The sequence below is a fragment of the Sphingomonas populi genome (assembly GCF_004208535.1).
In the GTDB taxonomy this organism is placed as follows: Bacteria; Pseudomonadota; Alphaproteobacteria; order Sphingomonadales; family Sphingomonadaceae; genus Sphingomonas; species Sphingomonas populi.
This window is the reverse complement of record NZ_SGIS01000018.1, coordinates 1-22,978: the sequence shown is the minus strand read 5'-3', so window position 1 is coordinate 22,978 and position 22,978 is coordinate 1. Positions and strand designations below refer to the sequence as shown.

Here is a 22,978-nt window from a genome sequence, read left to right as displayed (position 1 = left end):
GTTGGACCGGTCCTCTTTATGAGCGCCCCAGCCCTTGCAACGTCGTGCGGAGCGCTTCGTCCAGCGGCGTAGCCGGCACCTCGCCGAGAAAACGCCGCAGCTTGCCATCCATCAGTCGCAACGGCCGACGCCAGAGATAGATCAGCTCGCGCATTTCACGGGCCGTTTCGGTGAAAGGCGCCAGCGCATGCACCACCGGCCAGGGGAAAGGATAGATCGGTGCCTGTGGCCGCCCCGCCGCCAAACGGATTGCCTCGGCGAAGGCGCGATTGTCGTCCACCCAGGTGCCACTGAACTGGAAGCTGTCGAAGTCCGCGAGATCATCGCGCCTTTCAAGCAAGCGCACCATCGTCTCGGCCAGATCGGGCAGATACGCCCATGAATGGCCCACGCCGGCACGCGCGGGATTGAAGACCCGCCTCACCGGGCCGGCGGTCGGCACCATACCCTGCGCCAGCCAGCTATTGCCGCTGCGTGGCCCGTAGAAGTCGCCGGCGCGCACCACGAGCGCTTTCCCGCCGCGCTCAGCCGCCGCTTGCAACCGGCGCTCCATCTCGACCCTGATGCGGCCCTTGCGCGTTATCGCATTTTGCGGCGCCCGCTCGTCTACCGCCTCGCCCACATCCGGGCCGTAATTGTACACCGTGCCCGGTAACACCACGCGGGCACCGTTCCTGGCCGCCGCCGCTATGGTGTTGTCCAGCATCGGCAGGACCAGCCCGGCCCAATTGCGATAGCCGGGCGGGTTCACCGCATGGATGATCACCGCCATGCCTTCAGCGGCGCGGTCGACCGAAGCCCGGTCCATCGCGTCCCCCTCCATCCAGTGCAAGGCGGGGTTGCTCGACGCGGCGCGTTCAGGGTCGCGGTGGAGCGCCCGCACCTCCCAGCCGTGCGCGACCAATGCCCGTGCGACCTCACCACCGATTCCGCCCGTCGCGCCGATCACCAGTGCCTTGTTGACTGCGTTCATCATCTCTCACCTCAATGTTGCTGCAAAGGGAGATGGACCCCGCAGAGGCAATCGGAAATTGCCGAAAGGTGCAGGGCTGCTATGCATCTTCGCATGGACAAGGGCAGCCCGGGCTGGGAGTTATGGCGGACCTTCGACGCGGTGCTCCGCGAAGGCAGCTTGTCGAGCGCGGCGCGCGCGCTTGGCCTCACTCAGCCGACCGCAGGCAGGCATATCGCCGAACTCGAGGCAAGGTTGAGCACGGGCGCGCTGTTCACGCGATCCGCGCGCGGTCTTCAACCGACGGAAGCCGCGCGGGTGCTGGCACCACATGCCGCGACGATGGCAGCCGCCGCCGCCGCATTGGTCCGCACTGCCTCCGCTCCGGCAGACGCAGCCGCCGGGGTTGTCCGCATCAGCGCGAGCGAGGTTATCGGCGCCGAGGTCTTGCCGCCCATAGTAACGGCGCTGCACGCGGCCCACCCCGCGCTGACGTTCGAGCTGTTGCTCACCAACGCTTCCTCCGATCTGCTCCGGCGCGATGCCGACCTCGCGATTCGGATGACGCAGCCCAGGCAACAGGCCCTGCTCGCGAAGTCGGTAGGCAGCATTCGCCTCGGCTTCTACGCTCGACGGGATTACCTCGCGCGGTTCCCGCCGATCGAGAGCGCGGCGGATCTCGCGCGTCACGCCGTGATCGGGTTCGACCGCGACGTGACCTCCCTCCGCTCGATCAACGCCGTCTGGCCCGACCTGCCGAGCTTCGCGCTGCGAACCGACAATCAGCTCGCGCAAATCGCGGCGGTGCGCGCGGGCTTCGGCATCGGCGTGGTACAGGAGCCTATCGCCAGCCGCGATTCCGCACTCGTGCCAGTGCTGCGCGATACGTTCACCGCCCACCTCCCGATATGGATCGTCATGCACGAAGACCTGCGCTCGACCCATCGCATGCGAATCACGTTCGATGCGCTGGTCGAAGGCATGGCCGCGCACGTCGGGGCGAGCGCTCTCCAGCATTGACGTGAGCTTTCTCACGACGGCGGCATATCGCTTATCGCGGCGGCTCGCGCTCCCGCAAACCGTCGAGCAGCAAGCGCACGACGAACCGTTCATAGTCGTGCTCCAACGCGGCCATGTCCGAATCTGGCGGCACGAGCAGTTTGATGAGCGCCTGCCCGGACACGAAGAAATCACTGATGCCGACGATCGCGAGATGCAGGAACAGCGGGTTGAAATCCGCAAGCTCCTCACCCTCCGCATCGCGTTTCAGGTGTTCGTAAAACTCGATCGGCCCCCGGTTCCACGCGCGCACCTGATCGCGCACTGCGGGGGACCGCGCGCCGCTCAGTTCCTCCACCATTAGCCGCTGCATATATTTGGCCGAGCGGGTGAAGCGGAACGTGCGGTGGATGAACTCCTCGAGCGCGGCGACCGGATGTTCGCTGGCATATTCTGGCGGATCGGATTCCGCCAGAAGTTGCGCGACTTCGAGCAGCAAAGCCTCCCGCGAGCCAAAATAATAGCGCACCAGCGCCGGGTCGACTTCGGCCGCACGCGCGACCGCCGCGATCGAGACCCGATTGGGCGGCAAGGTTCGCAGCAGAGCGAGCGCTGCCGCCAGTACCGATTCGCGGATAGCGCCGCCGCCGCTGCCCGCCGGGCGGCCTTTGCGGCGTCTCTCTCCAGGCTGTTTCGCGGGCGCAGCGTCAGGTTTCGCAGGTGTCTTTGCCATTCGCGTCGTGTTGGCAGGGGAAACCGGCTTGAGCAACGTCGCAAGAATTCTTGCAAAGCGGAATTATCGCCGTACACTCGCGTCAAACACGAATGGGAGAGACGGATGCCGAACTGGCCCTTCACGCGCGGCGTGCATGATCTGGGCAATGGCCTGTATGGTTATGTCCAGCCCGATGGCGGCTGGGGCTGGTCGAACGCGGGCCTGGTGGTGTCGCAGGGGCAGACGCTGATGGTCGATACGCTGATGGGCCTCGATCTGACCCGCGACATGCTCGACGCGTTCAAAAAAGTGCCGGGTGGCGATCGCATCGACCGGCTGTTCAACACCCACGCCAATCCCGATCACTTCCTCGGCAACGGCGCGGTCGAGGGCGCCGAGATCATCGCGACGACGGCATGCCGCCAAGACATGAACGAATATGATCCCAAAAGCCTCGCCTCGCTCCGCACCAATTACATGAATATGGGCGATGCCGGCGCATTCCTGTTCGAGACGATGGGCAATTTCGATTACGGCGGGATGGACACGTTCACCTTCCCGACCACGCTGTTCGATGGGCAGATGACCGTGACTGTCGGCGACAAGGCAGTCGAACTGATCGATCTCGGCCCCGCGCATACCAGTTCGGACACGATCGCCTGGGTGCCGTCCGACCGCACCGTGTTCACGGGCGATCTTATCTTCAACGAGGGCCATCCGATCATGTGGTCTGGCCCGATCGAGAACTGGATCGCCGCGTGCGCGCACATCATCGCGCTCGATCCCGAAATCGTCGTGCCGGGCCACGGCCCCATCACCGATGTGAGCGCGGTCGCGAACCTCAAACACTATTTCGAATATGTCCGCGCCGAGGCACGCAAACGCTTCGACGCCGGCATGGGCTGGAACGAGGCCGCACGCGACATCACCATGACCGAATATCGCGGCTGGAAAGACCCCGAGCGGATCGTCGCCAACGTGTTCTCGCTCTATCGCCAATGGGGCACCACCTTCACCCCGGAAGAATCGCGCGATCTGTTCGGCGCGATGGGCCGCTATCATTGGGAATCGCAGCGTCATGCCGAGGTGTGCGGCCATGACCATTGAGCTGAACGCGACGCACGATCCGGCTGCGATGAGCTGGGTCGAAAGCGCGAATGGCGACACCGACTTCCCGTTGCAGAATCTGCCATTCGGCGTGTTCTGCACGGCAGCGGCTTCGCCACGCGGCGGCGTGGCCTTGGGCGACAGCATTATCGATCTTGCCGCGCTCGCCGCGACCGACCTCCTCGGCGAAGCGGCTTTGGACGCGGCGAAGGCGGGATCGCACGACACCCTGCTGCCGTTGCTCGCCGCCGCCCCCGCCGCCGTCAGCGCGTTGCGGGCGGAGATCTTCGCGCTGTTCCGCGAGGACAGGGCGCACCGCGCGGTGCTGGAGCCTGTCCTCGTCCCGATCGACGACGTTGAGCTGCTGATGCCGCTCAAGCCACCCGCCTTCACCGATTTCTGCACCTCCTACGATCATATCGCGCGGATGGGCGGCGGCGGCGTGCCCAAGCTCGCCGCGCTGTCGCTGCCCGTCGCGTATAACGGTCGCGCCAGTTCGGTGCGGGCGAGCGGCGCGCCAGTGATCCGCCCGATGGGTCAGTTCGAGACGCCGCCGGCCAGCGGCATTGTGCAATGGGGACCGGAGCCGATGCTCGATTTCGAGCTGGAATTCGGCGCCTGGCTGCGTGGCGGAAACCCGATCGGCACGCCCGTCAACGTCGCCGAGGCGGAAGCGCTGCTGTTCGGTTGCTGTCTGGTCAACGACTGGTCGGCACGCGGCATCCAGTTCTTCGAGATGATCCTCGGCCCACATCTCGGCAAGAGCTTCCTGACGACGATCAGCCCGTGGATCGTGACGATGGAAGCGCTCGCCCCGTTCCGCGCCACCGCGCGGGGCCGGCCCGAGGGTGAACCCGCCGTGCCGGCGTATCTGCTCGATGCCGCCGACAGGTCACACGGCGCGGTTGCCGTCACCCTGACAGCCGATCTCGCGACCGCCGCCGGAGCGCACAAACGGATCGTCGAAACCGAACTGGCGGACCTGTACTGGACGCTGGCGCAGATGGCCGCGCATCAGGCATCGAACGGCGCGCCGCTGGAGGCGGGCGATCTGATCGCCACCGGCACCGTATCGGGCGCGGCGGATACCGCGCGCGCCTGCCTCGCCGAAATCACGATGCGCGGCGGCAGCCCGATCACGCTGCCCGACGGCTCGACGCGGACGATGCTCGAGGACGGCGACACGCTAACCCTTCGCGGGCGCGCTCACGCCGAGGGCTTTCGCCCGATTGGCTTCGGCGACTGCGCCGGCACCATCCTCCCGGCACGCGCCGGCACGGAGACACACGCATGACCATCACCACCTGCGGCGACCGCCAGCCGATCCGCGTCGCCGCGCGCGGCCGCCACCTCGTCGTCGATATCCACTGCCACCTCGGCATTCCTGCCGCCGACGCGATCGTGCAGGGGAAATATCCCGGCCCGCCGCCGGGCATCAACGACTTTACCAGCGCCAAGACCAGCGAGGTCAACCGCGCCCAGTTCGCCACGATCGGGCGGACGCTCAACACGGTCGATACCCGGCTTGCGGACATGGATCGGCTTGGCATCGACGTGCAGGCGATCAGCCCCAGCCCCGGCCAGTATTTCTACTTCACCGATGCCGATACCGGGCGCGCCGCCGCGCGCGCGGTCAACGACGGTATCGCCGCCGCCGTCGCCGCCACGCCTGACCGTTTCGTCGGCATGGGAACGGTGCCGTTGCAGGATGTCGGCCTTGCTGTCGAAGAGATGCGCCGCTGCGTGCGGGAACTCGATCTGCGCGGGATCGAGATCAGTTCGAACGTCAACGGTGTGGATTACCATGATGCGCGTTTCCGGCCGTTCTGGGCGGCGGCGGAGGACTTGGGCGTGCTGATCTTCATCCATCCGCTCGGCTTCACCCACGCGCAGCGGATGAGCGAATATTATTTCAACAATCTGATCGGCAACCCGCTCGAATCGACCTTGGCGGTCGGCCATCTGATCTTCGGCGGCGTGCTCGACCGCTATCCCGGCTTGCGGATCTGCGTGGCGCACGGCGGCGGATACATGCCGGGCTATTGGGGCCGGATGGATCACGCCTGGCGTGCGCGCGGCGACTGTTCGGAACATTGCACACACGCGCCGTCCAGCTACCTGCGCAAGCTCTGGCTCGATACGTTGGTGTTCGATCAGGACCAGCTCGACAGCCTCGTGCGGACACACGGCGCCGATAAATTGTGCCTCGGCAGTGATTATCCGTTCGACATGGCCGAACCCGATCCGGTCGGTTTCCATGAGCGGCTGAGCGAGGCGGATCAGGCTCGTATCCTCGGGCTGAACGCCGCCAATCTGCTAGGACTGACGCTGACGTAACACCGCGAACGCCGAAATATACGCGAGCCGCACGAGCGGCCGAAGCAGGAGAGTGATAGCGATGACGTCTCAAGACCCTGCCGGCCGGGGCACGCGTGCGCGCGCGACGCTGATGGCCCTGTTCCTCGCCAACACGCTGAGCTGGGGGGATCGCGCGTTGCTCGGCGTGGTGGTCGATCCGATCAAGCACGACCTGCTGCTCAGCGATACGCAAATGTCGCTGCTGAACGGCGCGATCTTCATCGCCTTCAATCTGGTCGCGGGCGTCGCGATCTCGCACTGGGTCGATCGCGGCAACCGCAAGTTTATCCTGCTGATCGGCGTGGCGATCTGGTCGATCGCGACGGCGTTCATCGGTGCCGCCAGCGGCTTTGCGAGTCTGGCGACGGCGCTGGTGCTGGTCGGGGTCGGCGAGGCGACCGTCTTTCCCGTTGCGCTGTCGATGATCGGCGACCTGCGCGCACCGGCCGAGCGGCCGCGCGCGGTCGCGATGTTTCAGGCGGGTACGTTCGTGGGTCTGGTCGGCGGGTCGATCCTCGCGGGCGTGCTGGCGGCAGCGCATGGCTGGCGGTGGATGTTCGTTATGTGCGGCGCGGGCGGCCTCGTGCTGATGATGGGAATGCTCTTCGCGGTGCGCGACCCGGCACGGCGCACGGACGGGCTATCGCTCGACGCTACCGCCGATGATGACGCGCGCGGGGCGATCCGGCGCGTGCTGGCGACACCGGGCTTCGTGCCGCTGTCGCTCGGCATCGGCTTTCTCGGCACGGTCGGCGCGGTACTCGGCGCGTGGGGGCCGGCGTTTCTGCAGCGCAGCCATCATGTCCCGCTCGCCGAGGTCGGCGCGGTGATCGGGCCGGCGGTTGGCATCAGCGGCATCGCCGGCACCGTTATCGGCGGCGTGCTCGCCACGCTGCTCGTCCGCCGCCGTGACAGCGAGCGCGCCGGGCTGCTCGTGCCGCTGGTCGCGACGCCGCTCGCGACACCGTTTCTGGCGCTGTTTGTGTTCGCGCCGACGCTCGCCGGCGCGATGACGGCGACGGCGATGATGACGTTTCTGATCTCCCTCGGCGTCGCGCCTTGCTTCGCGCTCGGCAGCGATATCGTCAGCCACCGCGTCCGCGCGCTCGCCTCGACCTTGATGCTGTTCGCATTCGGGCTGATCGGCAGCGCGATGGCGCCGTTCGTCGTGGGATTCGTCAGCGACGCGCTGGCGCCGACCTACGGCATAGAGTCGCTGCGTTACGGCCTAGCGACGATGATCGTCACGCCGGTCGCGGCGACGCTACTGCTGCTGCTTGCGTATCGGCGGTTGGCGGATCTGGCGCCGTGCGTGCGTGATCCGGCGACGGCAGCGGTGATCCACTGAGGCGCGTAACCGGAGGCTACGCGAGCCAGCGCGATAGCGCGGCATTGACGGCATCGGGCGCTTCGGCGGGCAGCATGTGCCCGCAGCCGTCAATCACCACCAGTTCGGCACCGGGGATAGCCGCCGCAATCGCGCGATGTTGTTCGGGCGGACTCCAGCGATCCTCGCTGCCGACGATGGCGAGCACCGGGCAGGCGATCGTCGGCAACAATGCGGTCACGTCAGGCCGGTTCAGCAAGGCCGCCTCCTGCGCCTCGTAGCGCGCCATGCCGGCCTCGCGACACATCGCGGCGAGCGTATCGACCAGCGCGGTGTCGCGCGCGGCAGCGGCACCGAGCATCGGCGGCAACCAGACATCGACCAACGCGCCGATCCCCTGTGCCCGCCCGATATCGCGAAGCGCGTGGCGTTTCTCCTGCTCGCCGTCGCGGCGCGGGTGGATACCCGTGCTGGCCAGAACGAGACGCGCGACGCGTTCGGGTGCCCGCCGCACCACTTCAAGCGCGACGCGGCCGCCCATCGAATGACCGAGCAATGCAAAGCGCGGCGGTGCGGCGGCGAGCAGCCGCTCGGCCATCGCGCCGAGATCATCGAGATCGCCATAATCGGCCGCCATACGCGCTGACGCGAGGCCGGCGAGCTGGCCTGCGAAGATGCGCGCGTCGCACATCAGACCGGGCAGCAGCAGGAGCGGCGTGCTGTCTCCAGTGGCGGGATTGTCATGCATGAACGGTCTCCTGTGCGAACACACCTGTCGGCGCTGAGGGAAAAGGGTCGGCTTCGCGCGTGCCTCCGCGCGGCGCAATCAGAAGGTCAGCGTTCCGCGCCGTTCGGCGAAGCGCCAGCCCTGTTCCGTGTGGACGAACCGGTCCTCGAACCCGCCGACCAAGGGCGGCGTGGCGGCGGCGGTGAACAACAGCATCGCGCTGCTGCCGCGCGCGTTCGTCTCGCTTTCGACATCAATGACGACATTGGCGCAGACGTGCCGCGTCGTGCGCGGTGGCCGACTTTCGAAGGCGGCGAGGATCGCGGCGCGACCGACGACCGGCGAATCCGGCGCGGTGGGGCGAGTCATGCAGCCATCGGCGGCGTACAGCGCGGCCACTTCGGCCCACCGCGCCTGATCGTTGAGATTGGCATACAGATGCACGAGCCGGGTACAGTCCCATTCTGCCGCGCGGCGCGCTTCCGGCGTCACAGCCGCGCGCCGGCGATATCCGCGCCTTCGCGCAGGGCGCGCAGCTTGGCCCAGGTCACCGCCGGATCGATCTTGCCGTAGCCGGCAAACGTGCCGAAGCCGCAGTCGGTACTGGCAACCACGCGGTCTTTGCCGACGATCGCCGCGAACCGCTCGATCCGCTGCGCGACCAGCTCGGGATGTTCGAGATAGTTCGAACAGGTGTCGATCAGCCCGGGCGCGAGGATCTTATCGTCGGGCACGCGCGCATCGCGCCAGACCTTCCATTCATGCTCGTGGCGGGGGTTTGCCGCTTCGAACAGGATGGTGGCAGGGCGCGCCTTGAGCACGATGCCGATGATCTTCTCGAGCGCGATATCGTGATCGTGCGGACCTTCGTAATTGCCCCAGCACACATGCATCCGCATCCGCTCCGGCGCGATGCCGGCAGTGGCGGCATTGAGCGCCTCGACATTGGCTTCGATCGTGGCGAGGAACTCGGCCTCGCCCATCTCCTGATAGCCGGTGTGGCGCGACATCGCGAGATCGGGACAATCGAGTTGCAGCTCGAAACCCGCGGCGACGATCGCTTCATATTCGGGGCGCATCGCACGCACCAGATCGGCCAGATAGGCTTCGTGGCTCGGGTAATGGAGGTTCTTCTGAAACGCGGTGATGAGGCCGGGCGACGCCGCGTTCATGAAGGCGCGGACCGCCCCACCCTGCCGGTCGAGCGCAGTTCGGAAGCGGCGGATGTCGTCGTGCAGCGGCGCGAGGCTCACCAGCTTCACGTCGCCGATACAGGAGGCGCGCACGAACTCCTGTGCGCCCATGATATGCGCGAGCTTGGCGCGCAATTCCGGCAGCGGCGCGAGATCGAGCGCCGGTTTGCGATCGACATGGCCGCCGAACCCGGACAATCGCTCGATCATATAGGTCGAATAACCGACCTTGCCGAGCTCACCGTCGCTGACCACCGTCACCCCGGCATCAACCTGCGCAGCGACCGCCGCATCGACGGCGGCCTGCACGACATTGTCGAACGCGGCAGCGTCATAGGGCTGGCCCTGATCACGCGCGAGCAGCAGCGGGGTGAGTTCGGGGCCACGCGGCAGGCTGCCGACGTGGGTGGTCGCGATATGCGTCATGCGAGATTTCCAGAAGTCATGATTATCCACCTCTACAGCAAAGATCGAATTCGGGAAGCCGATGCCACATGCGAGCTTGAGCCCCGCCCTAATTCATGATAGCCGGAATTGATAATCCGGTATGCGGGAAATAAGCCGCAGCCGAACTGGAGGGGATGACGATGAATCGCGCAATCCTGCTGCTTGCCTCGGCCAGCGTCCTGGCGATGGCCACGCCCGCCCATGCCCAAACGCCACCGCTTACCTCCGCGAGCGGCGACGCGGCGCCCGTGCCGCAATCGCTTCCCGCCGCCAATGCACCACAAGGCGGCGCGCCCAACAGCACCACGATTGATACCAGCGCCGAAGGGCTCGAGGATATCGTCGTCACCGCGCAGCGCGTGTCGGAAAGCGCGCAGCGTGCGCCGATCGCGATCAGCGTCATCAAGCCCGAGGAGCTGGTGCAGCAAGCGGTCACCCGCCCTGAAGACCTCTCGCGGGTCGTGCCCGCGCTGGTCGCCGCCAGCACCGGCGGCTCCTACACCACCTTCGTTGTGCGCGGCGTCGGTAACACCACGATCAACGCCTATTCGGACCCGGCGGTCGCGTTCAATTACGATGGCGTCTACATCGGCCGCCCCTCCTCGACGAGCGGCAGCTTCTACGATCTCCAGCGCGTCGAGGTTCTGAAAGGACCGCAGGGCACGCTGTACGGGCGCAACGCCACCGGCGGCGCGATCAATGTGATCCCCAACCGGCCGCAGCTCAACATGCTCTCGGCCGATGGCACGGTGAGTTACGGCAACTACAACACGCTCAACGCGCAGGCCGCAATCAACCTGCCGATCAGCACCTCCGGCGCGTTCCGCCTTGCCGGGAATTATGCCTCGCACGATCCGTTCTACAATGACGGCACCAACGACCAGCATGAATATGGCGCGCGCGCGCAGGTCTACGCCGAACTCACCCCCACGCTGAACACGCGTATATCGGCGGACTATGCACATCAGGGTGGCGCCAAGCTGTTCGCCACTTACGTCGGCACCGCGACGCCGAATTTCGGCCCGACGGGTTTCAGCGGCTACAGCTATTCCCCCACCCATTACGCGCCCGGCGAGGGCATCTTCAGCCCGAAATCACAAGCATACCTCGCATCGCAGTACATCGCGCAGGCGGGCCGCGCCGGCGAGGTGGTCCAGGGGCAACCGTACAACACCAACGATTTCTGGGGCATTCTCAGCGAGACCAACTGGCAGGTCGGACCTGGCACGCTGACGGTGGTGCCGGCGTACCGCGAATCCCGGCTCGACAACCTCATCACCCCCGGCATGAACGGCGCGGGCACTCACGAAAAGGATCGGCAGTTCAGCGGCGAGGTCCGCTATGCCGGCAAGGCTGGCCCACTCGACTTCGTCGTCGGCGGCTATTATTTCGGCGAGCACATCCAGTCGAACACCTATTTCTCGCAGTTCGTACTGGTGCCGTACCAGAATTTCACCACCACCACCGATTCCTACGCCGGCTTCGGCAAGCTGACGTGGCACGCCACCAGCAAGCTCAGCCTGACCGCCGCCGGTCGATACACGCAGGACAAGAAGCGCTTCGACGGAACCAGCGACACCTACATCCTGTTCTGCGGCAACCCCGCGTCCTTCCCGCCGAACCAGTGCCCGAACGTGCCGTTCATCCCGCTCGTGCCCGATGCGGCGTCGCTGCGCGCCTTCTATGCGGCGCGCGGCATTCCGGTAACGAACGTGCCGCTCTTCGCCTTGCCGCCCGCCTTCGGTGGATCGCAGACCGCGCCTTTCGTGCTGAACGCGAACACCGCAATCAATTCCGGCCTCACCAATTCAAAGTTCACGTACCGGCTCGGCGCAGAATATGCGTTTTCGAACACGTCGATGGCCTATGTCAGCTACGAGACCGGCTATCATGCCGGCGGCTTCGCCTTCGCGCAGGGGCTCGAAAGCTACAAGCCCGAGACGATCGACGCCTGGACGGTGGGCAGCAAGAACCGCTTCTTCAACAACACAGTGCAGTTCAACATCGAGGGCTTTTACTGGAAATACCGGAACCAGCAGTTCAGCACGTTCGGATATGATCTCGGCACCCCGCCGACCACCGTGTTCCTGACCCGCAATGTCGGCAGGAGCACGATCTACGGTGTCGATGCCGATGCGCAATTCCTCGTCACCCGCAACACGCTGCTGTCGGGCAGCGTGCAATATGTCCACACCAACTACGACAGCTTCCAATATGACGTGCCCAACCAAGGCGCCCCGCCCCCGACGATGTGTGGCGCGCAGGCCGGCAACAGCGTCATCAACGGCGTGACCGAAGCGGTGTTTCATATCGACTGTTCGGGCCAGCCGGCGGTCAACACGCCGGAATGGTCATTCAACGTCAACGGACAACAGACGATACCGCTCGGCGACTACAAGATCGTGCTCCAGGCTGGCACACGCTACCGTGGGCGCGCGCAGGAAGACCCGAGCTATTCGTCCTATATCTACGCCAAGGCCGGCACGACCTCCAACGCGTCGATCACGTTCGGGCCAGCCGACGAGCGCTGGTTCGTGACGGGATTCATCAACAATCTCGAAAACTTCCGCCGCATATTCGCGGTGTCGCAGGTCGCCGCGAGCGGCATCTACATCGGGTCTTACGAGGCGCCGCGCACCTATGGCGTCCGCGTCGGCGCACGGTTCCGCTGACAGAGCCAGCTTGCTATTTCCTATATGCAGGAATATACGAATTTGCGAAGCGGAGGGCCGACGTTGATGGCAAGCGTAAACGATCTTCACTATGTCGGGCTTGCAGTTCCCGATCTCGCCGCCGAGCGTGACTTCTTCGGCAAGACCTGGGGGTTGGTCGAAGTCGGCGAGCAGGACGGCAAGGTCTATTTCGCGGCGGAAGGCTCGCCACACGCCTTCGTCATCCGGCTGCGCGAGGATGCCGAGCGCAAGACCGATCTGATCGGCTTCTCGGCGGAGGGACGCGATGCCGTCGATGCGATCTTCGCCAAGGCGAAGGCGGCCGGCGCGAAGATTATCGCCGAACCCGGCCCCGCCGATGGCCCGGCTGGCGGCTATGCCTGCCGCTTTTTCGATCCCGAAGGCCGTGCGATCGAGGTGGTGTGCGAACGCACGCCGCGCCAGCACCGCACGCTCGCCAAGGGCGAGGCGATACCGATCGGCATCAGCCACGTTGTGCTGCATTCGCCCGACATCAAGGCACTGGAAAGCTTCTACGAAGACGTCCTCGGTTTCCGCCTGACCGACTGGATCGGCGAGTTCATGGTGTTCCTGCGCTGCAACTCAGCGCATCACCGTCTCGCCATCCTGCCGGGACCACCCACGCTCAATCACATCGCCTTCGACGTGAGTTCAGTCGATGAGATGATGCGTGGGCTGGCGCGCATGCACGAGAACGACGTCAAACTGACTTGGGGGCCGGGCCGCCACACCGCCGGCAACAACACGTTCAGCTACTTCGTCACGCCCAACGGCAACGCGGTGGAATATACGTCGGATGTCGAGGAGGTCGATGACGCGACCTGGGTTCCACAGACCTATGCGGCGACGCCGTCGATCACCGACCAATGGGGCACCGGGCGGATCATTCCCGGCAATGTCCCGCACGCCGAACTGAGCCCCGACAAGGGCTTGTGGCACATCCCGGCCTGATCGCCGGCGGAAGGAAACATCATGGTGGATCGGGTTCTCGTCGTCGGCGGCGGTGTCGGCGGTATGACGGCGGCGATATCGCTCGCCAGGCGCGGTGTGGCGGTCACGTTGATCGACGCCGATCCGCAATGGCGCGTGTACGGCGCCGGCATCAGCGTGACCGGCATCTCGCTGCGGGCGTTCGACGATCTCGGCATTCTGGACGAGGTCCGCGAACGTGGTTTCGTGGGCGCGGGCATTCGCCTGCGCAGCGTGAGCGGCCATGTCATCATGGAATCACCGGTTCCCGAAAATCCGCTGCCGATCCAGTCCGGCGGCGGAATCCTGCGCCCGGTGCTGCACGATATCCTGTCGCGGGCGGTGCGCGCGGCCGGGGTCGAGGTCCGGCTGGGCATCAAGGCCGAAGCGCTGCACGATGATGGCGACGGCGTCGACGTCGCCTTCTCGGACGGCAGCAGCGGCCGGTTCGACGTGGTGGCGGCGGCTGAGGGCATCTTCTCCGACACGCGCCGCATGCTGTTCCCGGAGGCGCCCGCGCCACGCTTCACTGGTCAGGGCTGCTGGCGCATCCTCGCGCCCCGCCCTGCCCATCTCGATCGCACCGAATTGTACGTCGGGGGTGCGGTCAAGCTCGGCATCAACCCGGTCTCGCGTGATGAAATCTACGTGTTCGTGCTCGAACATGTGCCGGACAATCCCTGGTTCGCACCCGAGGACCAGCTTCCCCGTCTCGACGCCCTGCTGGCGCCGTTCGGCGGCGACATCCCGGCGATACGCGCGAGCCTAGGCGCGGCCTCGCAAGTCAATTACCGCCCGCTGGAATGGCTGTTGCTACCATCGCCCTGGTACAAGGGGCGCATCGTGCTGATCGGCGATTCCGCGCATGCGACGACGCCGCACATGGCATCGGGCGCCGGCATCGCGGTCGAGGACGGGCTGGTGCTGGGCGAGGAACTGACCAGCGGTACATCCGTGGACGAAGCGCTGGCGCGCTTCATGGCGCGGCGCTTCGAACGGGCGCGGATCGTCGTCGAGAATTCCGTGCGTATCGGCGAGATCGAGATGGCGGCGGGCGATCAGGTGCCGGCGACGACGATCATGGGCGAGACGATGCACCAGCTTCAACAGCCCTATTGATCAGGAACACCACGATGAGCTTTGGCCTGGCCACGATCACCTTCGACCGGCACCCGGAAGTCGCACTCGTCGTCGATGATCGTGCCATACCGCTGGCAGCGAGCGGCGAAACGCGCGACCTGCTCGCGCTGCTCGACGATTGGGACGCAGTGCTGCCCGCGCTCGAACGCATCGCTGCCGATCCCGCCTTGCTCGCTGACGCGCGGCCGATCGACACGCTCACCCTTCACGCGCCCTATCTGCCGCGCCAGATTTTCTGCACCGGCGCCAATTACAAGAAGCATGTCGTCGGCATCATCATGGGCGATCCCTCGATGCGTACCGCCGAGCATGACGCGCTCAGCGAGGAAGACCGCCGCCGCCACGTTGAAAAGATCATGGACGAGCGCAAGAATGCGCTGCCCTATTGCTTCATCAAGCTGCCATCGTGTGTCGTCGGCCCGCAGGACGAGGTGATCCTGCCGAACAACGTCGAAAAGCCCGACTGGGAGCTCGAACTCGGCGTCGTGATCGGTCGTCGCGCCCGGCATGTGGCGGCGGAAGACGCAATGGCGCATGTCGCCGGGTTCGTGATCGTCAACGACGTCACCGCGCGCGAACATATCTTCCGGCGCGACGGATCGGCGATCGGTGCCGACTGGCTGTCGGGCAAATGCTTTCCGACCTTCCTGCCGTTCGGCCCGATCCTCATGCCGCGCCAGTATGTCGCCGATCCTTATGATCTCACCATCACGCTCTCGGTGAACGGCAAGGTGTATCAGAACGAAAGCACCGCCGACATGATGACGTCGATCGAACGTCAGATCGCCTATCTGTCAGATCGGGTGGTTTTGCAGCCCGGCGACGTGATCTGCACCGGATCGCCTTACGGCAACGGATCGGCGTTCGGGGTCTTCCTCCAAGACGGTGACATCATGGAGGGCACGATCACCGGCCTGGGCACTCAGCGCAACCATTGCGTCGCCGAGCGCTGAGGGATCTGATCCGGCAGATCGGCGGCCCAACCCCGCAGCATCCGCCCACCGTCCTCTTTGCGGGCACCGGCGTTATGCCGATGCCCGCGCACGATCATACTGTCGTTCAGGCAGATCGCGCCAACCGCCTGCCTGAACGCCATCCTTCACGACGTTCTAGAACGTCCCGCGCAGACCGACCAGGAACTGCCGGCCGGGCTTGTACTGGGTGAAGGCAAGGTTCTCGAACTGGAAGTACGACTTCAACGTCGCATCGGTGAAGTTCGAGACGTTGATCGTCAACTGCGGCGCGTGCGGCAGGTTGAAGATCTTGTCGAGGTCGAACGCCGACGAGAAGTCGTAGCTCGTATAATCGAACCCATACAGAGCTGCCGCCGGGATGCCGTTCTGCGCCGTGCCGCTGTTCTGCGAGCCGCGACGCGAGGTGCTCGACACGCGCAGCATGACACCGTGCTTCTCGTAATAGCCGGTGATGTTGTAGGTGAACGGCGCGACCCCGAATGCAACCGCAGCGCCCTTGCTGGTCTGATCGACGATCGTGGCGTTGGCGTTGAAGCCGAAACCGGTGACGCCGATGTGCTGGGTCAGGAAGTCGAGCGGCTGGACCCACTGGAACTCGAGGCCGTTGATCGTCAGCTTGTCGGGCACGTTGATCTGCGAGGTGATCTGCACCTGCGCCGCGGTCGGGCCGCCACGCGAGTTCAGCGCGTTCTGCTGGGTCGGGTTCAGCGTATCGTAAGTGATGCCGTATTGCGCGAGATTCGTGAACGGCACCGTCGTGAGGCTGGTGGTGGTGAACCCCGCGATCGACTTGCGGAACGCGTTGACGCTGATAACGCCCTCGCGGCCGGTGTAATATTCGAAGCCGAGATCGAGGTTGGTTGCGAGATACGGCTTCAGCGCCGGGTTACCGATCGACGCCTGATCGGCTGACGGCGCGCCGAAGTTGACGCCCGGCAACTGCGCCGAGGGATCGGGCCGCGTCATCGTGCGCGAACCGGCGACGCGAACCACCGCATGCTCGCCAATATCATAGGCGAACGTCGCCGCCGGCAGCCAGTTGGTGTACTCGTTGCGCGTCGTCACCGTGCCGGTCAAATTGGGATAGCGGCTGCCATCGGGCAGCGAACCGCCGCCAGCGGGCGAATTGCGCGGATCGGGCAGCGACGTCGAGCCGGTGATGATCTGGATCGTGTTGACGTAGCGCAGGCCGATGTTGAACCGCAGCGTGCCTTCACCGAGCTCCTGCGCGCCGTTCAAGGTGGCGAACGCCGACTTGACGATCTCGCGGATCTGTCCGCTCGCCGCGCTGGTGTTCGACGCGCCGTTGGCCGGGGCATTGTCGTGGAACGACTGATAGTTGGTCGCATTGGCGAACGCCGGGAAGTTGACGGTCACGAAACCGGCCGGGCCGGGCATCAGATAGCTCGGGAAGGCCGAGTTCGGCACCAGCGACCCACCGTAGGTCACCGGGCCGGTCATGCCCGCGGTCGATCCGGTCCCGTAGCCGGGATAGCTCGGATACCCCGCCGGAGCCGCGCCGGGCGCGTTCAACCCTACGCACGGCGGCTGCGTGTTCGGCGACGGCAGGAAGACGCTGGGATTGTTTCCGCACGCGGCGTTCTGCCAGGCCTGGCTGTTGTCGTAGCCCTGGATCAGGCGCGAAACGTCATCATAGGCACCGCCGACCTTGAGGTTCAGCTTGGTGCCGCCCCAGGTCAGATCACCGCGGAAACCTTTGGTCTTGTTGATGCGGCGCTCGTCCTGAAGATTGAGACGGCTGCCGGTATACCAGCCGAAATTCTTCGGATCGTTCAGATCGATGTTGCTGGTGATGCTGGGAACGCCCGTTCCGTCGTTGGCATAGGTCACCGTGTTGCCGACGCCAAGCGCGGTGGTTCCGCCAACCGTCGGGCTCTCACGGTGGAAGGTCGACCGCGAGTAATTGCCTTGCAGGTTCAGCTTGAGTTTGTCGGAAATCTCCCAGGTGCCGCCGGGATTGACGCTGAACAGCTTGGTGGTCTCGATATAGGGGCGGAATTCGTCGAAGAACTGCGCGTTGGCGAACGTGCCGCCCGTCACGGAGCAGCCCGCGCTGCAGTCCGTTTTGTCGAAGGTCAGGTTGGTCGGGATGATCGCGCTGTTACGCACGATCCACGCCATGTCCTCACGGATCAGGTTGTTGTGCTTGTAGCCGTAGAGACCATCCACGTAGAAGTGCAGCGTATCGGTCGGCCGCCATTCGACACTGACGATCGCGTTGATGCGATCACGCGAACCGCGCTCGTCGGAGGTGCGGCCAAGGCGCGGGAGCAGCGCGTTGTCGATCTGCTGGATCGTCGCACCGGGATTGTGCGCGAGCAGGAAATCTTGGTTGATCGGCGTCCCCGCGACCAGCCCGGCGCCAGCGCCGACCGGCACCACCGCTGGGATCGTCCAGTTGCCGCCGGCGGTGCTGTTGCAGCTCGCATTGTTGGCGCGACACTGGGCAGCGAGAGTTTGAGCCGCAGTCGGTGTGTTCTGTACGCCGTTGGTCGTACCGGCAATGCTGTTTGGCGTGGACAACGCGGGATTGGTATATCCAACCGTCTCGAAGCCGCGCGTATCGGTGAACAGGCGTTGACCGGAAACACCGGCCAGAATGCCGATCGTATCGTTGTGCCAGCTTCCGATCATCGAGCCGCGCACGCCGATGCGATCGTCGGGGCTCTGGTTCGACCCCTGGATGTTATAGGCGATGAACGGCTTGGCGTTATCAAACGGACGCGCGGACCGCAGATCGACGTTACCGGCAGCGCCGCCTTCGAGCAGGTCGGCGGTGTAGCTCTTGTTCACCGTCAGCTTGGTGAACAGGTCGGTCGGGAAGAAGCTGAGATCGACGGAACGATCGGTGCCCTGCGCATCGGTTGCGCCCGACGACGCGACCGCGATCGGCGCGCCGTTCAACGTCACGTTGGTGAAGTTCGACCCCAACCCGCGGATCGCGACGTTCACGCCTTCGCCGGTGATGTCCCGCGTGATGGTGATGCCGGGAATACGGTTGAACGATTCCGCGATGTTGGTGTCGGGAAACTTGCCGATGTCTTCCGCGAAGATCGAATCGGTAAAGCCAGTCGACTCGCGCTTCGCGTTGGTCGACTTGGCGAGACTGGAGCGATATCCGGTCACCACGATATCTTGAGCGGCGGAATCTGACGACGGCGCGATCGATGAGCCGGTATCCTGCGCTTCGGCAGGCGCGGACTGTGGCGGGGTCGCCTGCGCGAGCGCGGCAGAGCTATACAGGCTTGCGAAGGCCGTGGCGCACAGCAGGGCTGAACGGGTGTTGCAGAGGCGTAGCTTTTGCGATTTCATTTCTGGATCCCCTCTTAATTGCGTCGACATGTTGCCGATCAATGCTGACGTAAGTGTTAGAAATTTCGGTCTATATAAAACGGAAACGACGAAACAACTCGGCCGAACTTTGTCGATAAGCTTATATTGAACTTAAGTATTTAAGGCTATTTGCACAAAAGATGCCTGGCGACTTAGCAGACAAATATCGACTTCCGCCGATCAAACGCGCCAGCGTGTTTAAGAACCTGTTACTCCACCAAAAGCGAAGGCATCTGTGCATGGTAGCGCTATCTAATAGCGTGAGTTCCTAGGTGTCAACCCGATTGGTCTGGTCGGCTAAAAAAACTGGTTGGGCTGAAGCCGGAAAATCGCCTTGCCCATTTTAACGGCTGAACCCTGGTGCAAGCTGCGGAGGAGCGATTCGTTGGGTCTATCGTCCACCGTTGGACACGGCCGTAACAAACCGCATGCGGGTTCAAGATTGGCCGGGAACGCTACCACTCATTGCCAACCCGATCCGCTCACACGGCGACAGGACTGACGATCATCAGATCGCCACTTACTGCAAAGCGCGCCCGCGTGCCCGTCACAGCTCGCTTGACGTCATCGCTCGCCTTCCGGTTATCAACGGAAAGTGGCCCGTCGCCGCCCATATGTGAGCGCGTATGAGTACGCCATCCTGACCGCGCTGGTCGAGCGAATCGGCTATGCCACGATGCGGATCGGCGACCATGTCGGCACGACGCCGCGTATCTCGGTATCAACTCTGGAAGGCACGGCGGCAACGCTCGGCGCGGCGCTGTTGCCGATCCATGCGACAACGATCGGGTAAGAAGCGCGGGGGCGGGACTGCCAGAGCTTCGACACGCAATGCTGCGTCCAGCTCTGGAGCCAATTATTTAATTGCGAAATCAACCGCTTGCGGGGCCTGGAAGACAGGCGGCTTCGGCCTAGTTGCGCGCTGATCGTCTCTCAAAATGCACCGCGTCATTCTCCAGAGCCTGTTCATTCCGGCGCGCTCTCCAGGCACGACGGGAGTTGGCTTCGCGATGACGAGCCCAAATGGCGTATATCCCGCAAAGAGTTGCCAAAGCGGCAACAGCTACTCCAGCGAAGATCATAAAACATTAGCCCCATATCTTTTCACGCACACTTCAAGTCTTCATCGGCAACTGTTCGACGTCTGCGAAATAGCATCCCGACATATCTCAGCCCCCTCACCTCAGCTTCGATCCAAGCTGGAGCGTGTTGGTCGAGAGATCCTTTTGAGGATCGCGCCGCGAATAAAATGCTAGCAATACAACGCGCCACTCCCCCCGACTCAGTGCCGCAGTGTCATGTCGTGACAGATGGATCTTGTCTGTGGCCCAACCCGGCCACAGTGGTGAAATTGCTTCCAGACCAAGGGGCAGCGCTGCGCGCGAACCGACGTGGGGGACCGGCAACGGATATGCCGGGCATGGTGCCCGCGAACGATGACGGCGGCCTACGCTGGGGTCGCCCTCCATCGCGCTGCGCTATGCCGGTCTGCGGTGCCGCCCGAGCGCAGCCAAGTGCATGCCGACCATGTAAATACTTTATGACGGAATCGCCCTGATCCACCTTATTGCCACTATTGGCCGATAGAGAGCGTACCGTACCCCCGCCGAATTACACGGGGCCTCATGGTCTATCGACGACACGATTGAATCAGGACGGCATGCAGTCACGTATAAAGAGCACCGATCTCGGGCGTGATGCCGCCGCCGATTTTTGTAATGATGTGTTAGCCTTGCCTGGGATGGGGGCATGGGCGTGCGACCTCCGCACGGAAATCCTGTCATGGTCTCCGTCGGTTTTCGACATGTTTGGATTGCCGTCGGACAAGCCCGTCGAACGACACGAAACAATCGGCATGTATGCCGAACCGTCTCGGCTGCTGCTGGAGCGTTTACGGTCCGAAGCGATCGCCAGCGGCGGGACGTTTTCGCTGGAAGCGCAGATCATTCGGTCCGACGCTAAGGAGCGATGGATCCGCATCAAGGCTGCGACCAAGGTACGTGACGGTCACCCCCTCGCCCTGTACGGGCTGAAGGAGGATATCACCGCAGAGCGAGCGCGTTGGGAAGAGCAACGTAAATTCAGCAAATATGATGCACTGACAGGTCTCGCAAACCGCGCGCACTATCACGCCCATTTCCTGGATAGCATTCAGGGCGTGGAACGATCAGCGACCGTGGGCGCGCTGGCGCTGCACCGTCTGGACAATCTGAGAGAGATCAACAGCCGTTGGGGGATGGCTGCCGGCGATGCCTGCCTGGTGGCGTTCGCCCGACACCTACGGACCGCATATCCGGCGGAGGCCTTTGCGGCACGCTTGGGTGGCCGGGAATTCGCTGTTCTTCTCAATCGTGACCGCTGGGTTCGCGTGTCCCCCGTCGCCGTGCCGCCCGATCTGGCAGACGCGGTTTTATGGCGGGGGTCGGCCATCCCCCTGCATGTTTCGGTGGGATTGGCCTTCCTTTCCCGGCCAAGGACGTTTGAACCCGAAGCCCTGCACGCCCGCGCGGCTTCGGCAATGGAAATGGCCAGACGGAAGCCTGGAGACAAACTTCGCGTCGAGGCCCTGCCGCTCGATGCCAAGGATTTTCGCGAAACCGATCCTTTCAATCTGACCCGGAACTTTGCGAGCCTCGATCGCCCCCCGCTGTCGCCCCGCGAGATCGAGGCGCTCAGGCTGATCGCGCGGGGATGCACCAGCGCCCAGATCGCGCAAGCCATGACCGTATCCGAGCATACCGTGCGCAATTTCATCAGGCGCATCTATCTGAAAATGGGCGTCGCCACCCGGGCCGAGGCCGTGCGTCTGGGGCTTCTGCAAGGTTTGCTGTAATTCGCGGACCGGAAAGATGCCACCTTCAGCGGCCATCGACGAACACGCCGCCATGCTACGGCGACCTCGCCAAAGCCACATCACCATGCCTGCCGTTGGAACGCGGCATTCGGAAAGATCGACCTGGCGCCTCATGCCGCTACAAGGGCCTGCCGATGTTTTGAGGTCTTGATGTCCGATCGCCTGAAGATCTTGCTCCAGCATGTACTGCCCAAGCAGCGCTTGACCACCTTTGCCGGGCGCATCGCCGGGGCGCAGGGAGGGGCGATGACAACCCGGCTTATCCGCTGGTTCGTCGGCAGATATGCCGTCGATATGAGTGAAAGTGCGGATGCCGACATCAGCAGCTACAAGACGTTCAACGATTTCTTCACCCGCCCGCTCAAGCCCGGCGTGCGCCCGATGGTGACCGCGGACTTCGTGTGCCCGGTCGATGGCGCGATCAGCCAGTTCGGCCCCATCGACGACCATCACATCCTGCAGGCCAAGGGGCATCGCTTTACCACGACGGACTTGGTCGGCGGCGACGGCGCACTGGCCGCTCAGTTCCGTCACGGCAGCTTCGCCAACCTGTACCTGTCCCCAAGGGACTACCACCGCCTGCACATGCCCTGCGACGGTACACTCATGCGCATGATCTATGTGCCGGGAACACTGTTCTCGGTGAACCCGACCACCGCGCGCGGTGTGCCGAACCTGTTCGCGCGCAACGAACGGGTGGTATGCGTCTTCGCGTCGCCCGAACACGGTCCTTTCGTGATGGTGCTGGTCGGCGCGACCATCGTGGGAAGCATGGCAACCGTCTGGCACGGCGTGGTTAACCCCAGGCGAACAAACACTGTGTCCGAATGGATGTATACTGATCAGGACATCGTGTTGAAAAAGGGCGAGGAAATGGGCCGCTTCCTTCTCGGTTCGACGATCGTGATGCTCTTCAGGCAACACTCCATCACGTTCAACGAAGATTGGGCCCCCGAACGGCCAGTGCGCCTCGGCGAACTGATGGGCAACGCCCCGGGCTGAGCGACGCTGCCGACCCCTCGCGTGGGGGCGTAACGCAAGCGTTATACCAAGATTCACTGATCAGAACTCGCGAGCCCAATCACGCAGGCCGATAGACATGATCTTCCAGGGCTGGTCGACCAGCTTGTTCCAGGCGTCGCAGCAATGGTCGACGATGTCGTCATAGG

The 22,978-nt window shown here is 64.2% G+C and carries 18 protein-coding genes; 12 read left to right on the top strand and 6 right to left on the bottom strand.

What is annotated here, in order from left to right; all coding sequences use genetic code 11:
• Window positions 1-16: 16 nt before the first annotated feature.
• Entirely contained in the window at window positions 17-976 is a 960-nt protein-coding gene (locus tag EWE75_RS12740) for an SDR family NAD(P)-dependent oxidoreductase (protein ID WP_130158042.1), read from the bottom strand.
• A gap of 90 nt (window positions 977-1,066) precedes the next feature.
• On the opposite strand from EWE75_RS12740, the gene EWE75_RS12735 reads away from it, so the two are divergent.
• On the top strand, window positions 1,067-1,972 hold the full coding sequence (locus tag EWE75_RS12735) for a LysR family transcriptional regulator (protein WP_130158040.1): 906 nt from the start codon (window positions 1,067-1,069) through the stop codon (window positions 1,970-1,972).
• A 31-nt stretch (window positions 1,973-2,003) separates the two neighbouring features.
• Here EWE75_RS12735 and EWE75_RS12730 read toward each other — a convergent pair whose 3' ends face one another.
• Entirely contained in the window at window positions 2,004-2,684 is a 681-nt protein-coding gene (locus EWE75_RS12730) for a TetR family transcriptional regulator (RefSeq protein WP_130158038.1), read from the bottom strand.
• Between the two features lie 105 nt (window positions 2,685-2,789).
• On the opposite strand from EWE75_RS12730, the gene EWE75_RS12725 reads away from it, so the two are divergent.
• The 4 genes from EWE75_RS12725 (at window position 2,790) to EWE75_RS12710 (ending at window position 7,479) form a co-directional block, all read left to right on the top strand.
• Complete coding sequence (locus EWE75_RS12725) at window positions 2,790-3,773, top strand: MBL fold metallo-hydrolase (RefSeq protein ID WP_130158036.1); 984 nt, start codon at window positions 2,790-2,792, stop codon at window positions 3,771-3,773.
• Window positions 3,763-5,067, top strand: a complete 1,305-nt coding sequence (locus EWE75_RS12720) for a fumarylacetoacetate hydrolase family protein (RefSeq protein ID WP_130158034.1) — start codon at window positions 3,763-3,765, stop codon at window positions 5,065-5,067. Before EWE75_RS12725 ends, EWE75_RS12720 begins: the two co-directional genes overlap by 11 nt.
• Entirely contained in the window at window positions 5,064-6,110 is a 1,047-nt protein-coding gene (locus tag EWE75_RS12715; protein ID WP_130158032.1) for an amidohydrolase family protein, read from the top strand. The genes EWE75_RS12720 and EWE75_RS12715 overlap by 4 nt, the downstream gene beginning before the upstream one ends.
• Window positions 6,111-6,171: 61 nt before the next feature.
• Window positions 6,172-7,479 (top strand): spinster family MFS transporter, encoded by a 1,308-nt coding sequence (locus EWE75_RS12710; RefSeq protein ID WP_130158030.1) that lies wholly within the window; start codon window positions 6,172-6,174, stop codon window positions 7,477-7,479.
• Between the two features lie 16 nt (window positions 7,480-7,495).
• On the opposite strand, the gene EWE75_RS12705 is transcribed toward EWE75_RS12710, so the two are convergent.
• The 3 genes from EWE75_RS12705 to EWE75_RS12695 form a co-directional block, all read right to left on the bottom strand.
• Window positions 7,496-8,206: an alpha/beta fold hydrolase gene (locus tag EWE75_RS12705; RefSeq protein WP_130158028.1), complete on the bottom strand. Its 711-nt coding sequence runs from the start codon at window positions 8,204-8,206 to the stop codon at window positions 7,496-7,498.
• Between the two features lie 78 nt (window positions 8,207-8,284).
• Window positions 8,285-8,677, bottom strand: coding sequence for a nuclear transport factor 2 family protein (locus tag EWE75_RS12700; protein WP_130158026.1), 393 nt, complete (start codon window positions 8,675-8,677; stop codon window positions 8,285-8,287).
• Entirely contained in the window at window positions 8,674-9,804 is a 1,131-nt protein-coding gene (locus tag EWE75_RS12695) for a cobalamin-independent methionine synthase II family protein (protein WP_130158024.1), read from the bottom strand. The genes EWE75_RS12700 and EWE75_RS12695 overlap by 4 nt, the downstream gene beginning before the upstream one ends.
• A gap of 161 nt (window positions 9,805-9,965) precedes the next feature.
• Here EWE75_RS12695 and EWE75_RS12690 point away from each other — a divergent pair, with 161 nt between their 5' ends.
• From EWE75_RS12690 to EWE75_RS12675, 4 genes are all read left to right on the top strand, one after another.
• Entirely contained in the window at window positions 9,966-12,497 is a 2,532-nt protein-coding gene (locus EWE75_RS12690; protein ID WP_165388371.1) for a TonB-dependent receptor, read from the top strand.
• A 66-nt stretch (window positions 12,498-12,563) separates the two neighbouring features.
• Entirely contained in the window at window positions 12,564-13,469 is a 906-nt protein-coding gene (locus EWE75_RS12685; RefSeq protein ID WP_345789380.1) for a VOC family protein, read from the top strand.
• Between the two features lie 21 nt (window positions 13,470-13,490).
• On the top strand, window positions 13,491-14,606 hold the full coding sequence (locus EWE75_RS12680) for an FAD-dependent oxidoreductase (RefSeq protein ID WP_130158018.1): 1,116 nt from the start codon (window positions 13,491-13,493) through the stop codon (window positions 14,604-14,606).
• A gap of 14 nt (window positions 14,607-14,620) precedes the next feature.
• Window positions 14,621-15,580, top strand: a complete 960-nt coding sequence (locus EWE75_RS12675) for a fumarylacetoacetate hydrolase family protein (protein ID WP_130158016.1) — start codon at window positions 14,621-14,623, stop codon at window positions 15,578-15,580.
• 156 nt (window positions 15,581-15,736) lie between these two features.
• Here EWE75_RS12675 and EWE75_RS12670 read toward each other — a convergent pair whose 3' ends face one another.
• Window positions 15,737-18,934 carry a TonB-dependent receptor gene (locus tag EWE75_RS12670; RefSeq protein WP_130158014.1) on the bottom strand — a complete coding sequence of 1,066 codons (3,198 nt, stop codon included), beginning with the start codon at window positions 18,932-18,934 and terminating at the stop codon, window positions 15,737-15,739.
• Between the two features lie 637 nt (window positions 18,935-19,571).
• Between EWE75_RS12670 and EWE75_RS25075 the strand changes: the two genes are divergently transcribed.
• The 3 genes from EWE75_RS25075 to asd all read left to right on the top strand — a co-directional run bounded on the left by EWE75_RS25075 (window position 19,572) and on the right by asd (window position 22,811).
• Window positions 19,572-19,748: a hypothetical protein gene (locus EWE75_RS25075; RefSeq protein WP_165388370.1), complete on the top strand. Its 177-nt coding sequence runs from the start codon at window positions 19,572-19,574 to the stop codon at window positions 19,746-19,748.
• An 852-nt stretch (window positions 19,749-20,600) separates the two neighbouring features.
• On the top strand, window positions 20,601-21,788 hold the full coding sequence (locus tag EWE75_RS12665) for a diguanylate cyclase domain-containing protein (RefSeq protein ID WP_130158012.1): 1,188 nt from the start codon (window positions 20,601-20,603) through the stop codon (window positions 21,786-21,788).
• Between the two features lie 171 nt (window positions 21,789-21,959).
• Complete coding sequence (gene asd, locus EWE75_RS12660) at window positions 21,960-22,811, top strand: archaetidylserine decarboxylase (RefSeq protein ID WP_130158010.1); 852 nt, start codon at window positions 21,960-21,962, stop codon at window positions 22,809-22,811.
• Window positions 22,812-22,978: the final 167 nt, after the last annotated feature.